The following is a 15,702-nucleotide window of genomic DNA, read 5'->3' on the forward strand; positions in this document are numbered from 1 at the left end:
TACTTTGTTTTCTCAATTTTTAAAAATTTTGCGAAGATCCGTAAAATCTTTATAGTCAATTTTTAATTCTTCTATCGTTGGTGTTGTATGAATCTCTTCAGGGCTGCTATGACCGTCGATTGAAACACAACATTTTTCATACAAATCATTTAACTTTCCTTTGTTAGTATCAATTTTGCTACCGTCAATTCTCAATAAAGCTGGAAAAGCAACCCCTTTTTTATATCTTTTAATTGTTTTTTGAAGCACATCATCTTCTACCGAAATTTCAATAGCAGAACGAAGATGTCCATAACCTTCAGCAACCAGTCTGGCTTCATCCAGCTGCGGAGTTGGTCGTGTATCAATTACAACCTGAAGTTTTTTTGTATAATAACTATATGAATTTATCGCTTCAACCTCATCAAGTATTCCGGTAATTCCAAAATTGCTTTTCACTTTATGAAATTCAAAATTTATATTGGCTTGTTTATTAGTTTCTAATTCTGATTGTTGAATAAGGCTGTGAAGTAATAATATACTATGAGTGAAAATTACAACTTGTCTTTGTTTTGAAAGTTCAATAAATCTCTTTCCTACTTCATCAATTATTCTATGATCTAAACTATTAACTGGATCATCAAAAATTACCGGAGCTTTAATATTATCTAATTGTAATTCTGTTAGAAACTCTGCTAATGAAATTGCTTTTTGTTCTCCTTCACTTAATATGTCAGTGAGTTTATAAATGGAGTTTAGACGATGTGAAATTTTGGAATTCCCTTTATCAGTTCCGAAATTTAATTCAATTTTTAAGTCTGATTTTTTGAAAAGTTTTAATTCAATTTGAAATAATTCATTGAAATTTTGTTCTACTAACTGTTGTCTTGCGTCGGTCGTTTTTCTACTTATTGGACTAGTTGAAAAGCTATTTGATTTTGATTGAAGTATTTTAATTAATTTAAGATTTGCAATTATACCTTTAATTTCAGTTGTTTTTGTCGAAAGAAATTTACGGTCTGTAAGTTCAAGGATTTTATTCTTTAGTTCAATTTCTTTCGTAGCTAGATTTGTTAATAACAATTTCTTTTGCTCAAGGATTGTATTAATATCTGTTCTTTTATTATTAAAAAATCTAATGTATTTGTCATAGTCGAAACTGAAAACTAAGTCATCAGAAACTTTATCTGTTGTAAAAGTTGATTTTAAAGAATCTAATGATTTATTGAATTCTAAAAGTTCTTCAGGTTGAATTATTTTTTTATGTTCATCTATCCCGAAAGTAGCTTGGTGGATAATTAAACTTGTCTCAATTTTTAGAATTTGATTTATTAGATTTGTTTTATGTTGTTTTAAAACTGATAAACTTTCTTGTGTTTTGTCATTTAAAAGAATCCTATAGTTTGATAACAAAACTCTAGCCTGCTCCTTAAGTGGCTGTAAACAATATATACAAATATCTTCTTCATTTGGATATTCCTGTTTATCTATAACTTTTATATAATCTTCTGCTGCTTTAATGAAAGATTGGAATTGTGGAGTTTCATAAAATTCAATTCCGTTACCCTCTGCTATTTCTTTAATACCTTTTTTAGTTTGACTTTCTAAAATTTTTATTTCCTTATTAAAATTAATAAGTTTTTGCCAATTCTCTGATGTGAAATTTGTTTGCGAAGTTTGAATTTTAGTAATTATTGTACCAAGTTCTACGAATGAACTGTTCAGATTCTGAATTTCTGTTTCAAGTAAAGTTTTATTTAACTGAGATAATTCTTTTTTCTTATCCATTAATTCTTGCTCTTGGGCTTGACTTATACTTGATAATTCATTTAGCTTTTGTTCCGTTGAGATTGCAGAAAGACTTGAAATAAAAATCTGTTGCGGCGTTCCTAAATTCAAAGTTTCTGTCCACAAAATTTCGGTTGGATAAGAAGCAATTTTAGTATTTAGTAGTTGTGTAAGTTCATTTAGTTCTGATGAAACAATATTAAATAGATGGAAACCAATTGGCGAAACTATTAATTGTCTATCGGATAATGAAATTTGAACGCAACTATTATTAAATACTGAAATATTTTGAAGTTCTGCATTTTTATTATCTCCTGTCCAATTAAAGGTTTGAGTTATACCGTTAGATTTAAAATTTATCACAGCTGTTTTTTCTTCAGCTGTTTCATAAATATTTGAATGAACTACATTATTCGGATCATAACTGAAACCTAAACTTTTAAGTATTCTACCGTAGCCAGTTTTACCGGTTCCATTTTCGCCATAAATGACAGTAATATTATTGCTAAATTTTAATGTTTGATTTTTAGCTAATTTATTTACTCCAGTTATTTCTGATAAGGTTTCTAATTCGACTACTTTATCAGTCGGAGCATAGCTTGGTTTTGTAATTGTTAGCGAAGGAAGTCCTGTATGTAAATTTATTGATTGCAAAAAATAATTTAGAATTTGATTTCTTTCGTCTGGTAGTAAACTATTTTCTGTACTTATTATTTTATCAATTAATAATTTGCTCCATTCTCCATTATTTTCTGCCCATTCCCAAAGGAAATCGACTATTTCTTTTTTGTTTGTTGTTGTAGAAGCCATAGTTGAAGAAGTTTTTTGTTTTTTTCAAATATAACCGAACTGTTGTGCAAATTTTTACGGAAAACCGTAAATAACTGAAAAGCATAGGTTTTAATCGAATAATAGACTGCAAGCTACATAACTATCTGATTATCTGATTCCGTATTTATACTGCAATTAAAGAAATAAAAACTATCAAAATCCCAAACATTCAGTTTAAACAAAACCACAACTGTCATTTTCTCTAAACAACATGTTTAAACTAAAACACAGAATGTTTTTTGCCAAAACAACTTGTTTAAACAAAACCATAACTTGTTTTTTCTCTAAACACATTGTTTAAACTAAAACACAAAATATTTTTAGTCTAAACAGATTGTTTTGCCAGAAATCAAAAAAATAATATATTTAAAAACAGAATTCATTAAATAAATTATTAACAAAAACACATTTGATTTATGAAAATCACATTAAGAAAGCTAAGCACCAAAGACTTAGCAACGCTCGCGCAGAGAACAATCTACACTTCCGAATCAGGTACTTATCCTGTTATCAATGGTCATCCACTTCTGGCAGAGCTTAAGCTGAACTATGCAGATTACGATGCCGTTTACACAAAAATGACATTCAGCGGAAAAGGAAATGATGTTGCAAATGCAGATCGGGAAAGAGATATTACTTACACAACTTTGAAAGCCTTTCTCAGCAGCTACCGAAAAATGTTCATCTTATCCAACTACCAATCCGCAGAAGACCTCTATCAGATCTTCAAACAATTTGGTCTGGATCTCGACCGGTTAAGCTATTCTGCCCAAACCGCACAAATGAAAAAGCTGATCGAGGAACTAGAGAGACCGGAGAATACTCAGAAACTCAATGTACTTTCGTTAATTCCGGCTTTCAATGAAATAAAGTCTAAGCATGATGCTTTCGAATTGATATTTGCTGAACAGGCAGGAGCAAATGCCAATTTAAGACAAATGAAAAGTGCATCAGCAATTCGCAGAGATTTAGAGAAAATTTTAAAATCTTTTCTTAATTTAATTACTGCTATGAAAGACATCGACGATTGGAAGTTATTGTATGCTGACATCAATGAACTGATAAAAGCTGCTAAACTGTCGAAAAAATCAACTATGCCAGATAAGGGTGAGAAAAATCCTTAATTAATGAAACGCCATAAAAAAAGCAGGATCATGAATCCTGCTTTTATATTTTCCTTTTAAGACAATTAGATTTAGCGAATCACTCTCTCCAAAACCCACTCAATCAGTCTTTTTTCAGATTGATGATGATCTGCTGAGAACTCGCCACGTCTTCTGTTGGCGATGACATTGTTAACGGTGATGGCTTTGTGACCTAAAAGTTTAGAGAAAGCATAGATGGCAGAAGTTTCCATTTCAAAATTGGTGATGCCTAAGTCATTTAAAGTTTCGAGGAACTTGTCATCCAAAGCTTTTAAACGAAGTTCTCTTCCCTGTGGAGCGTAAAATCCGGGGAAAGTTGCCGTGTTGCCATGGTATTTTGCATCTTTAAAAACTTCGCCCAAATCTTCTGACCATTCAGAGAAATAAAGCATAGGTTTAATCTTTTCGTAAGGGAATTTCTCTAAAAAGTTCTTCGAAAATTCATTTTCAAAATGGTAATCCTGATAGAAATGCATCAGTCCGTCAAGACCTACGACATTTTGGGTTACCAGCATATTATCGACCTGCACATCAGGATTTACGCTGCCACAGGTTCCCATTCTGAAAAGTTCCAAAGATTTATGTTCGGTCTTAAATTCCTTTTTTTGAAGATCAATATTCACCAGAGCATCAAGCTCGTTCATCACGATATCGATGTTTTCTGTTCCGATGCCCGTGGACATTACAGAAATTCTTTCACCGCGCAAAGTTCCGGTGTGAGTATAAAATTCTCTTTTGTTTTTTTTGATTTCTACGGTATCGAAATATTTTGAAACCTTCGGAACACGGTCAGGATCCCCCACAAGGATTACTTTATCGGCAATGTCTTCGGGTAAAAGATTCAGGTGGTAAACGCTTCCGTCTTCATTCAGAACCAATTCTGAGGCTGCGAGTTTATTGAGCATATAATTTTTATAGTTTGATTGAAATTTGTGAACCTGAATTTTTCAGGGATTTAAAATTAGTGAAAATTAAATGAAGCAAAATATAAACATTATTTAATTTTTCGTTAAAACTGCGGTAACGTTGGGATGATAGTTTTGCAGATGAAAAATTTTACAAGATCTTATCCTTTACTTATTCTTATCGCATTCATTGGAATTGCGGCAATGTCATTCAATCCGGTTCATAAAGGATTTGGAAACGAAAAAACATTTGTTGCTCAGGGTTTGTTCAGTTTTAAAAATCATCTTGAGAGTTTAAAGACAGACGTTTATCTTTTTAAAGAGGATAAAATCAATGCAGAACAGCTTCAGAACTCATTAAGAAATACCCGAAATTCATATAAAGAAATTGAATTTTTCATCGCTTATCATTATCCAGAATTTTCTAAAACGCATCTCAACGCCGCACCATTATTCAGAATTGAAGCTGCAGGAACAACTGCATACACCCTTCCGCCGGAAGGTTTGCAGGTTTTGGATGAATTGATTTTTTCTGACGAAATAGCTGAACAAAAGGATAAGATCATCGAGATCACAGATTTTCTGTACAACAATTACAATAATTTCTATTTAAGCACCATAACGAATGGTTTAAGCAAAGGAAATAACAAAACATTGCCTCTAAGAATCGAATTAATCAGAATTTACACACTAGGATTGACTGGTTTCGATACGCCGGGCTCATTAAACATCTCTGAAGAAGCTGCTTTTGCTTTAAAAGGAATGAAAAAATACATTCAGGATGATGCGTATTTTAAAAATTACAATTCAGAGAAAGCTTACCAACTTATAGATGAAAGTATTCTTTATTTAAATAAAAATAAAGATTTTGAAACATTTGACAGAATTGAGTTTTATAAGAAATATCTGCAGCCACTCTATGAAGAATTAGGAAGCTGGGACGGAAAAACAGATGATTTAAAAGAATTTTCAGGCTGGAATGTTGCCAATAAAAACTTTTTCAGCAGTGATTTCTTAGATCCTTATTTTTTTACAATTTTAAAAGGTTCTGAAGACAATGACGATCTGAAAGCATTAGGAAAAGAAATTTTCTATGACCAAAATCTCAGCGACAACGGAAAAATGAGCTGTGCCTCTTGTCATCTTCCTGAAAATGCTTTTACTGATCTTAAAACTAAATCTTTAAGTAATGTGGAAGGAAAGACGGTGTTGCGAAATTCCCCTTCACTGTATAATGCCGTTTTTGCCAAAAGATTTTTCTATGATATGCGTGCATTTTACCTTGAGCAACAGGCAGAGCACGTAATCTATAATAATGATGAGTTTAATACAAGCTATGAAAGTATAATTAAAAAACTAAAAAACAAACCTGAATACAAAAAAGCGTTCCGAAAGGCATTTAAAAACGGAGACATCAACAAGCAGAATTTTTCTAAAGCTCTGAGTTCCTATGTTGCTTCTCTCTATTCTTTTGATAGCGATTTTGACCGTTTTATGAGAAACGAAAAAGAGATTTCTGATGATGCAAAAAAAGGTTTTAATCTGTTCATGGGAAAAGCAAACTGTGCAACTTGTCATTTTGCTCCTCATTTTTCAGGATTGGTTCCGCCGTTTTTTAATGAAAATGAATCTGAAGTTTTAGGTGTTAGCAAACAACCAATAAAAATATCTCCTTTAGAAATCGATTCTGATAAAGGAAGAATAAAAAGCAACGTCAAAAAAGAAGATTCCTGGATTTATGAAAACTCTTTTAAAACGATGACGGTAAGAAATATTGCTTTAACGAAACCTTACTTTCACAATGGTGCATTCAATACTTTAGAAGAAGTTTTAGATTTTTACAATGAAGGTGGGGCAGAAGGTTTGGGTTTAAAGATTAACAATCAGACTTTACCGGCAGATAAACTGAATTTAACTGAAACTGAAATTAAACAAATCATTGCCTTCCTGAATTCTTTGACGGATATCAGCAAAGCAAAAGGCAAATAATTAAAATTCATTGACGATTTAACATAAAGTTAATCCCCGTAACATTAGGTTTGAAATTAATTAATATTCAGAGAGATTTTGTTAAAGCCTTATTAACAGGGGGCTCGCAATAATAAAATAGTTTTGCAACAGAAAAAATAAAAGTATTTAAAAGTGAAAAGAAAACTACTTTCAGTTGCAGCACTTGTATTAATGACAAGCTCAGCATTTCAGGCTCAGACTACAATTTTTGGTCTAGGTTCATCTTGGAAATATAATGACAATGATGTAGCTCTTGTCAGCACATGGAAAGATGCCAACTATAACAACGTATCATGGCCATCAGGAAACGGACCTTTAGGATATGGTGATCCTGTGACTACTAATTTCGTAGCAGGTGTAGATACAGCTTACCTTACAAAAGATTTTACTGTAAATTTAGCTGATCTTACTGCAACAATGGAGTTTGGTGTAAGAAGAGATGACGGTATCATTGTGTATTTGAATGGTGAAGAGGTCATAAGAGATAACATGCCTTCTGGTGTGGTAACTCACAGTACTTTCTCAAGTTCAACTATCGACGGATCAGGAGAAACGGCAATCAACATTTTCTCTATTCCTAAAAACAAATTTGTACAAGGAAACAACAGAATTTCGATTGAATTGCATAACAGAAGTTCAGGAAGTTCAGATTTAACGATTGATGCTTATCTTAAAAACGTAGGAGTAATTACTCCTCCTGCTAATACATGTACAGGAACACACATCAGCTGTTTTACATCTATTGTTCCTACATCTCAGACTGCAAAACTGATCATCCCTACAGAGCATAGATTTCAGATGATTTTAAAAGAAGGTGATCTTTACACAGAAGGCGGCGGACTTGTTGGCGGACAAAATGACTTTACAGGGTATGTTGCTAAAAATGCAAGCAGCACAGACGGTTATTTGTCAGTAAATCACGAGACTAGTCCTGGTGGAGTAACCATGGCAGAGATTAATTATAACACAACTACAAAACTTTGGGCTTTAACGAAATCAAGAGGCGTTAGCTTTTCTGCACCAAGTTTGGTTCAGACCATCAGAAACTGTTCTGGCGGTGTTACACCTTGGGGAACAATTGTTACTGCTGAAGAATCTGTAACAGGAAACGACAGCAATGCGGATGGAAACCATGACTACGGATGGTTGGTAGAAATTGATCCTGTTACTGCACAGGTGATGTCTCACAATCCTTCAGGAACTAAAGATAAACTTTGGCAAATGGGTAAGATGAATCATGAAAATGTAGTAATCAACAATGCAGGAACAATCGCTTATTACGGTGAAGATGGCGGAACAAACATGGTGTACAAATACGTGATGGATGTACCAAACAATCTTGCATCAGGAAATTTATATGTTCTAAAACTTGATCAGGGAATCAGCGGTGGAAATCCTGTAGGAACTACTGCTACTTGGGTGCCGGTTCCTAATAAAACACAGGCAGATCAGAATAATGCAGCAAATGCAGCCTTAACGGTAGGCGGAACTTCTTTCAACGGTGTAGAAGATGTTGAAATAAGCCCGATTGATGGTAAAATTTACTTCACTGCAAAAGGATTAGACAAAATATATCGCTTACAAGACAACGGAATGACAGGTTCTCAGGTTGAAGTTTTCGCAGGAGGTGGTACTACTCAATATTCATTCAACACTGCACAGGGTGTGAAAACTGAATCTTGGGGAGATGGTAATGACAACCTTACATTTGATGAACTTGGTAATCTTTGGGTTCTTCAGGATGGTGGTAAAAACTACATTTGGGTAATTGCACCGGATCATACCGCAGCAAATCCGAAAGTAAGACTATTTGCTTCTATGCCTGCAGGTTCAGAGCCGACTGGTCTTACGTTTACACCAGATCATAAATTTGGATTCTTCTCTGTTCAGCATCCTTCTTCAACGATTTCTACAGATATTGACGCAACTGGAAACGTGATTGATTATAAAGGGAAATCTGCTACTATGGTCATTGCTTTACAACAATTTTTGGGCACAACTGCAGTATTGGGAACTACCGAAACAATCAAGGAAACAGAAGTTACGGTTTCCCCAAACCCAACATCAGGTTTAGTGAAAATCAATTCTCCTAAAGCTTTGAAAAACCTTGAAGTGACTGCATACAGCATGGATGGTAAAATTGTTTACCAAAAGAAATTCTCAGGAAACAATTCATCTTTAGACTTAGACTTTACTTCTCAACTTCAGGTTTCAAGAGTTTTGATGCTCAATATCGAGGCTGAAGGATTCCAAAAGACCGTGAAAATTCTAAAAAAATAATTACTTAATTTCTTTCTTAGCTGCCGACATTTTCTTTGTCGGTGGCTTTTTTCGTTTTTACGAAATCATATTTAAATTAAATGTCCTGCAAAAGATATTCTCATGAAAAAATTAATTCTCATCATTGCCTTTTTATCTCTATATACTATCAAAGCACAAATCGACCCTATGAAATTTCCGACATATACTAATGTTGAAGATGCTCTGAAAAGTGGTAAAACAGTTTACAGCATGAGCTTCAGAGAAAAAGGATTGTTTAATATCCCTCATGATCTCGTGAAGATGGATTCTTTATTTTTTCTAAATCTGATGGCTAACAATTTAGAGAAAATAGATAATGATATTTTTCGTTTGAAACAATTGGAAATTTTAAATATTAATTCAAACAGCATAAAATTTATTCCCGATGAAATTAGCGAACTGAAAAAACTGACGACTTTTTCAATGAATCTGAACAGTCTTACCAAGATTAATCCGAATATTGCAAAACTGCAAAAATTAAAAACGGTTCATTTTGACGCTAATAATCTGAATGTTTTCCCTGAAGCGTTGCTGGAAATTCCGGCGTTAGAAGAAATCAATCTGAGTAGCAATCAAATCAGTTTTGTGTCGCAGGATTTAAATAAAATTAAAAATTTAAGATATCTAAATCTTTCTGCCAATCAGATCAATGATTTAGCCGATGTAAAGTTTCCCGAAAAAATAAAATATCTGGAGCTTCAGCAGAATGCAATTGTAAAACTTCCTGATTATTTATTTAAATCTAAAAATCTTGAGTTTTTGAATGTAAGCAACAACAATCTGAAAGAAATTTCTTCTAAAGTAAAGGGCTTAAAAGGTGTTGTGAGTATGAATCTGGCAAACAATCAACTAAAAAATCTTCCAATAGATTTTCAACAACTTAAAAATCTAAAAACATTAATTTTAGTTGGAAACCCTATGGAAAAAGCAACCATCCAAAAATTGAAAGAACTGATGCCTCAAACGCAGATTTACTTTTAAAAATTATCCGCCGACTCTTTTTGTTTTAAAGCCCAAATCTTTAAGAATAGTCATGATTTTATCACGGTTATCCCCCTGAATGATAATCGTACCGTCTTTTTCAGAACCACCTATTCCTAGTGTGGTTTTTATTTTTTTCGAAATCTTTTTTAAATCTTCCTCACTACCTTCCCAACCTTCAACGATGGTTACAGGTTTTCCGTTTCTGCCTTTCTTTTCAAACTTACAAACCAAAGGTTCTTTCTGCTTAAACTGTTCTTCAGGCATCTGAAACTCCTGCTCTTCATGCTCAGGAAAAAGGTTTTTGAGTTGATCACGTAAATCCATAGCGCAAAATTAATAAAATAATTAAAAGGTTTAAAGATTAAACAATATAAAGCGAATAAAGTGGCTTTTTTTGATAAAAAAATCTGTGTAATCCGTGGGTAGTATTTATCCTGAAGATCACACAGATTTTCACAGATGATTGATGCTGAAAATTTAATATTACTTCCTTTAACTCGTTGTGCATTTTAAATTTTTGTATTTCTAAAATAAGTAAAACGGCTTTGTTTACCTTTATTTCAGTATTTTTAAAAAAATCCTTGTTTATCCTTGCGTTTTTTTATCGCTAAGAAAGACTAAGTTTTTAAAATACATTTCTTTTTTAAGACAAAGAATGGCATTTCATTTAGCGAAGAAAAACAATTATTTGAATATCAATCATTTAAATTCATCTTCATAATGCATAACGAGTTTCATTTAATATATTTATGAAGCTTTTTAATAAAAATTTAAGTCTCTCAAATTCTTCAATTCATTTCAAAATCGATAAATTTGTTTGTTAAAAAAATTAAATTAAAATGTCAAAAAAAGCAATACTAGCAATACTTGACGGATGGGGTTTGGGTCAAGATCCTGAAGTTTCTGCATTAGCTCAGGCAAATACACCATTTATAGATAGCTGTTATCAAAAATATCCACATACCACATTAGAGGCAAGTGGTCTTGCAGTTGGACTTCCATTGGGACAGATGGGAAATTCTGAAGTTGGACACATGAATTTGGGTGCCGGAAGAGTGGTATATCAGAATTTGGTTAAACTCAACATGGCGGTTGAGAATGGTACTTTGGGGCATGAAGAAGTGATTCAGGAAGCTTTTGCTTATGCTAAGGCAGAGAAGAAAAACGTGCACTTTATCGGTTTGGTTTCCAATGGAGGAGTGCATTCACATATCAATCATTTAAAAGGATTATTAACGGCTGCCAGCGAATACGGATTGCATGAAAATGTATACGTTCACGCATTTACAGACGGTAGAGATTGCGATCCGCATTCTGGTTTAGGTTTTATTAAAGAACTTCAGGATCACATGAGCACGACGACTGGTGCATTGGCAACGGTAATCGGAAGATATTTCGCAATGGACAGAGACAGACGTTGGGAACGTGTAAAATTAGCTTATGATGCAATGGTCAACGGAATCGGAGAAAGAACAATGAATGCAGCTTCTGTTATTCAGAATTCTTACAATGAAGGAGTAACTGACGAATTTATTAAACCTATTATTTTAGTTAAAGATACACAGATCGGAAATGAAGTTCCAGTAGGAAAGATTGTTGATAATGATGTGGTAATCTGCTTTAATTTCAGAACAGACAGAGGAAGAGAAATCACTGAAGTTCTTTGTCAGCACGATATGCCTGAATATTTTATGCGAAAGCTGAATCTTCATTATGTTACCCTAACCAATTACGACAAAACGTACGAAAATGTAAAAGTTGTTTTTGATGAAGATGTTCTTCATGAAACAATTGGCGAAATTCTGGAAAGAAACGGGAAATCTCAGATCAGAATTGCCGAGACAGAAAAATATCCTCACGTTACATTTTTCTTTTCAGGTGGCCGTGAGGAAGAATTTCATGGTGAAAAAAGATTGTTGTGCCCGAGCCCGAAAGATGTTCCGACTTACGATTTAAAACCAGAAATGTCTGCTTACGAAATCACTAATTCAATTCTTCCTGAACTTGAAAATGAAACCGCAGATTTTATCTGTTTAAATTTCGCAAATACCGATATGGTGGGTCACACAGGAGTTTTTGAAGCAGCCGTAAAAGCAGCCGAGACTGTTGACAAGTGCATAGAAAAAGTAGCAACGACAGCTTACGAACATGGTTACGCAGTTTTCATTCTTGCCGATCACGGAAACTCTGACGTAATGATTAATGCAGACGGTTCACCAAATACACAGCATTCAACCAATTTGGTTCCTTTAATTGTAATGGATAAAGATCATGAATGGACTTTAAAACCAGGAAAACTGGGTGATATGGCTCCTACTATATTATCCGTAATGGGCGTTGAAATCCCTGCAATAATGACGGGAGACATTTTAGTTAGCTAAACTTATACGATTATGATATATCTACCGTTGTCTTAAAAGATGGCGGTATTTTTTGTGATTTATACCAGACTTACTATGAGACACATACAATATTATGCTACAAATAATAAAATATTAATATATTTGCAACTCATAAACGTATTTAAAAATGTACAATAAGCTCGTAAGAAAAGAGGTAATGGGTATTTTGGAAAAGGAAGTAGGTTCTTTTCTTGATAAATTTTTGACGCCAATTGAAAAAATTTGGCAGCCATCAGACTATTTACCGGATCCGTCAAGCGAAAATTTCAAATATGATTTAGATGAAATTCAGACTTTTGCACGTGAAATGCCTTATGACCTTTTTGTAACTTTAATTGGCGATTGTATCACTGAAGAAGCTTTACCTTCTTACGAATCTTGGTTAATGAGCGTTGACGGAATTGATCAGGAAAAAAGTGGACCGAGTTGGGCAAGCTGGATAAGATCTTGGACAGGTGAAGAAAACAGACATGGAGATTTATTAAATAAATATCTTTATCTGTGTGGCAGAGTAAATATGAGACAAGTTGAGGTTACCACGCAATATTTAATTAGTGATGGTTTTGATATCGGTACAAGTATGGATCCTTACAGAAATTTTGTTTATACAAGTTTTCAGGAAACAGCAACCAATATTTCTCACAGAAGAGTAGGTACTTTGGCAAAACAATCCGGAAACGGAAAATTAGCGAAAATGTGTGGTGTAATCGCTGCAGATGAAGCAAGACACGCAAAAGCTTATAAACATTTCGTGGCTAAAATTCTTGAATTAGATCCTTCTGAGATGATTTTGGCATTTGAAGATATGATGCGTAAAAAAATTGTAATGCCTGCTCACATGATGAGACAGTCGGGACAAAAAGCCGGTGAACTTTGGGGTCATTTCTCAGATGCTGCGCAAAGATGCATGGTCTACACAGGTCAGGATTACATCAATATCATGAAAGATTTGTTAGACGAATGGAAAATTGAACACATTACAGGTCTTACAGAAAAAGCAGAAAAAGCTCAGGAATATTTAATGAAACTTCCCAATAGACTACAGAAAATCACAGACAGAGTTTCGACTCCGGATTTACAATTTCAGTTTAGTTGGGTGAAAGATTAATTTTATTTTAACAATAAATTATAATAGAGAGTGTCGGATGTTTTTTCGACACTCTTTTTTTATTTATTATCTTTGCCCAGCTAAAAAAGAACAAAAAATGGTTAGTAATAAAAAAATTGCTGTAGATTTCGACGGAACAATCGTGGATGATGCATATCCCGGAATTGGGAAAGCTAAAATTTTCGCATTTGAAACGTTGAAAAGATTGCAGGCTCAAGGATTCAGATTAATCCTTTGGACCTACAGACACGGCAAAACTCTTGATGAAGCTGTAGAATTCTGTAAAAAAAACGGAATCGAATTTTATGCAATCAATTCAAGTTTTGAAGGAGAAGTTTTTGATAGCGAAACTCAATCAAGAAAACTAGATGCAGATTGGTTTATTGATGACAGAAATCTTGGTGGATTTCCTGGTTGGGGTGAGATCTATAATATTATTAATGAAAGAATAGAATTCCGTGTAGAAGGGAAGGAAGTTTTAGCTTATTCAAAACTGAAAAAAGAAAAGAAAAAAGGGCTTTTCTGGTAAAATATTCAACGTAACAATTTACCAATATAACAATCTAGCAATCAGTAATTGTTACACTGATACACTGCTAGATTGATACATTTTAAGAAAGAAAATGATTCAATTAAAAACAATAGACGAAATTCGTCTGATGAGAGAAAGTGCTCAGTTGGTTTCCAGAACATTAGGAATGTTGGCAAAGGAAATCAAACCTGGGATTACTACTTTATATTTAGATAAATTAGCGCATGATTTCATTAAAGATCATGGGGCAGAACCTGCATTTTTAGGATATGGAGGTTTTCCTTATTCGCTTTGTATTTCACCAAATGAGCAGGTAGTTCACGGTTTTCCAAGCAAAGAAGAGATCAAAGAAGGTGATGTTCTTTCTGTAGATTGCGGAGCGGTTTTGAATGGTTTTGTTGGCGATCACGCTTATACATTTGAAATTGGTGAAGTAAAACCTGAAATCAAAAAACTACTTCAGGTAACCAAAGATTCTCTGTATAAAGGAATTGCACAATGTGTAAGAGGAAAAAGAATCGGAGACATTTCTCATGCGATTCAATCGTATTGTGAAAAAGAAGGTTATGGTGTTGTAAAAGAATTGGTAGGCCACGGCTTAGGCAGAAAAATGCACGAGGATCCAAGTGTTCCGAACTACGGAAAACAAGGAAGTGGAAAAGTTATTAAAGACGGTTTGACGATTGCGATAGAGCCAATGATCAATTTGGGAACTGAAAAAGTGAAGTTCCACAATGATGGCTGGACGGTGACAACGCTTGACAACCAAACTTCAGCACATTTTGAACATGACGTTGCTGTGGTGAATGGTAAACCTGTTTTACTTTCAACATTTAAATATGTTTACGAAGCTTTAGGCATCGAAAGTGATGAAGAAATGCCATTCCAAATGGAATTTTAATGAAAAAGCTAACCAAGTTTTTACTTAATAAAATCCCTCGTCCGATGCTTATTCAGATGAGTGTTTGGGCGCGTCCGCTGATTTATCAATTTTTCAAAGGAGATCAGTTTTTCGATCCGATTGATGGAAGATCATACCGGAAATTTTTACCTTACGGTTACGGAAAACAGAGAGAAAACGCTTTGTCTCCGGGAACTTTAAGCTTAGAAAGACACCGTCAGATGTGGCTGTATCTTCAGAATGAAACCGATTTTTTCATTAAAAACTGCAAGGTTTTACACATCGCTCCCGAACAGGAATTTCTCAGAAAATTTAAAAGAATGAGCAACCTCAATTATATTTCGGCAGATCTTTATTCGCCGATTGTAGATGTGAAAGCTGATATTTTAGATTTACCTTTTGAAGACGAGAGTTTTGACGTCATTTTCTGCAATCACGTTTTAGAACATATTGAAGATGATGCCAAAGCGATCAGCGAATTGTATCGTGTTATGAAGCCTGGTGGTTGGGGAATCATTCAGGTTCCGATGAAAAATTCTTTGGAAAAAACTTACGAAGATTTCACCATTAAAGATCCGAAAGAACGTCAGAAACACTTCGGTCAATACGACCACGTTCGCTGGTACGGAATGGATTATTTTGACCGTTTGAGAAAAGCTGGTTTTGAAACAGAACCTAATTTCTATTCAAAGCAATTCTCTGATGCAGAGATTTTAAAATACGGACTCAATCACAACGAAATATTGCCTGTAGTTTATAAAAAATAATAAAACGTCTTCAATTTTGAAGACGTTTTTATTTATATATCTTAGAATT

12 protein-coding genes are annotated in these 15,702 nt (G+C 33.9%); 9 read left to right on the forward strand and 3 right to left on the reverse strand.

Features of this window, described 5'->3' with window-relative positions; all coding sequences use genetic code 11:
* Positions 1–12: 12 nt before the first annotated feature.
* Positions 13–2,577: an AAA family ATPase gene (locus tag MQX03_RS02855; protein WP_242801326.1), complete on the reverse strand. Its 2,565-nt coding sequence runs from the start codon at positions 2,575–2,577 to the stop codon at positions 13–15.
* A gap of 437 nt (positions 2,578–3,014) precedes the next feature.
* Between MQX03_RS02855 and MQX03_RS02860 the strand changes: the two genes are divergently transcribed.
* Complete coding sequence (locus MQX03_RS02860; protein WP_242801328.1) at positions 3,015–3,722, forward strand: DUF6261 family protein; 708 nt, start codon at positions 3,015–3,017, stop codon at positions 3,720–3,722.
* Between the two features lie 71 nt (positions 3,723–3,793).
* Here the strand turns inward: MQX03_RS02860 and MQX03_RS02865 are convergent, their stop codons facing one another.
* Positions 3,794–4,648 (reverse strand): nucleoside phosphorylase, encoded by an 855-nt coding sequence (locus tag MQX03_RS02865; protein WP_242801330.1) that lies wholly within the window; start codon positions 4,646–4,648, stop codon positions 3,794–3,796.
* Between the two features lie 141 nt (positions 4,649–4,789).
* Here MQX03_RS02865 and MQX03_RS02870 point away from each other — a divergent pair, with 141 nt between their 5' ends.
* From MQX03_RS02870 to MQX03_RS02880, 3 genes are all read left to right on the forward strand, one after another.
* Entirely contained in the window at positions 4,790–6,637 is a 1,848-nt protein-coding gene (locus MQX03_RS02870) for a cytochrome-c peroxidase (protein WP_242801332.1), read from the forward strand.
* A 153-nt stretch (positions 6,638–6,790) separates the two neighbouring features.
* Complete coding sequence (locus MQX03_RS02875; protein WP_242801334.1) at positions 6,791–8,938, forward strand: alkaline phosphatase PhoX; 2,148 nt, start codon at positions 6,791–6,793, stop codon at positions 8,936–8,938.
* A gap of 102 nt (positions 8,939–9,040) precedes the next feature.
* Positions 9,041–9,940, forward strand: coding sequence for a leucine-rich repeat domain-containing protein (locus tag MQX03_RS02880; RefSeq protein ID WP_242801336.1), 900 nt, complete (start codon positions 9,041–9,043; stop codon positions 9,938–9,940).
* A 3-nt stretch (positions 9,941–9,943) separates the two neighbouring features.
* Here the strand turns inward: MQX03_RS02880 and MQX03_RS02885 are convergent, their stop codons facing one another.
* Positions 9,944–10,267 (reverse strand): translation initiation factor, encoded by a 324-nt coding sequence (locus tag MQX03_RS02885; RefSeq protein ID WP_229984884.1) that lies wholly within the window; start codon positions 10,265–10,267, stop codon positions 9,944–9,946.
* A gap of 515 nt (positions 10,268–10,782) precedes the next feature.
* Between MQX03_RS02885 and gpmI the strand changes: the two genes are divergently transcribed.
* The 5 genes from gpmI to MQX03_RS02910 all read left to right on the forward strand — a co-directional run bounded on the left by gpmI (position 10,783) and on the right by MQX03_RS02910 (position 15,653).
* A complete protein-coding gene (gene gpmI / locus MQX03_RS02890; protein ID WP_242801338.1) occupies positions 10,783–12,324 on the forward strand; it encodes a 2,3-bisphosphoglycerate-independent phosphoglycerate mutase in 1,542 nt (513 codons plus the stop codon).
* A gap of 148 nt (positions 12,325–12,472) precedes the next feature.
* Positions 12,473–13,453: an acyl-ACP desaturase gene (locus tag MQX03_RS02895; protein ID WP_242801340.1), complete on the forward strand. Its 981-nt coding sequence runs from the start codon at positions 12,473–12,475 to the stop codon at positions 13,451–13,453.
* Positions 13,454–13,550: 97 nt separating this feature from the next.
* Entirely contained in the window at positions 13,551–13,982 is a 432-nt protein-coding gene (locus MQX03_RS02900) for a BT0820 family HAD-type phosphatase (RefSeq protein WP_129537071.1), read from the forward strand.
* Positions 13,983–14,076: 94 nt separating this feature from the next.
* A complete protein-coding gene (map, locus tag MQX03_RS02905; protein WP_242801342.1) occupies positions 14,077–14,886 on the forward strand; it encodes a type I methionyl aminopeptidase in 810 nt (269 codons plus the stop codon).
* On the forward strand, positions 14,886–15,653 hold the full coding sequence (locus MQX03_RS02910) for a class I SAM-dependent methyltransferase (protein WP_242801344.1): 768 nt from the start codon (positions 14,886–14,888) through the stop codon (positions 15,651–15,653). The genes map and MQX03_RS02910 overlap by 1 nt, the downstream gene beginning before the upstream one ends.
* Positions 15,654–15,702 lie beyond the last annotated feature (49 nt).

The organism is Chryseobacterium aahli, assembly GCF_022699665.1.
Classification (GTDB): Bacteria; Bacteroidota; Bacteroidia; order Flavobacteriales; family Weeksellaceae; genus Chryseobacterium; species Chryseobacterium aahli.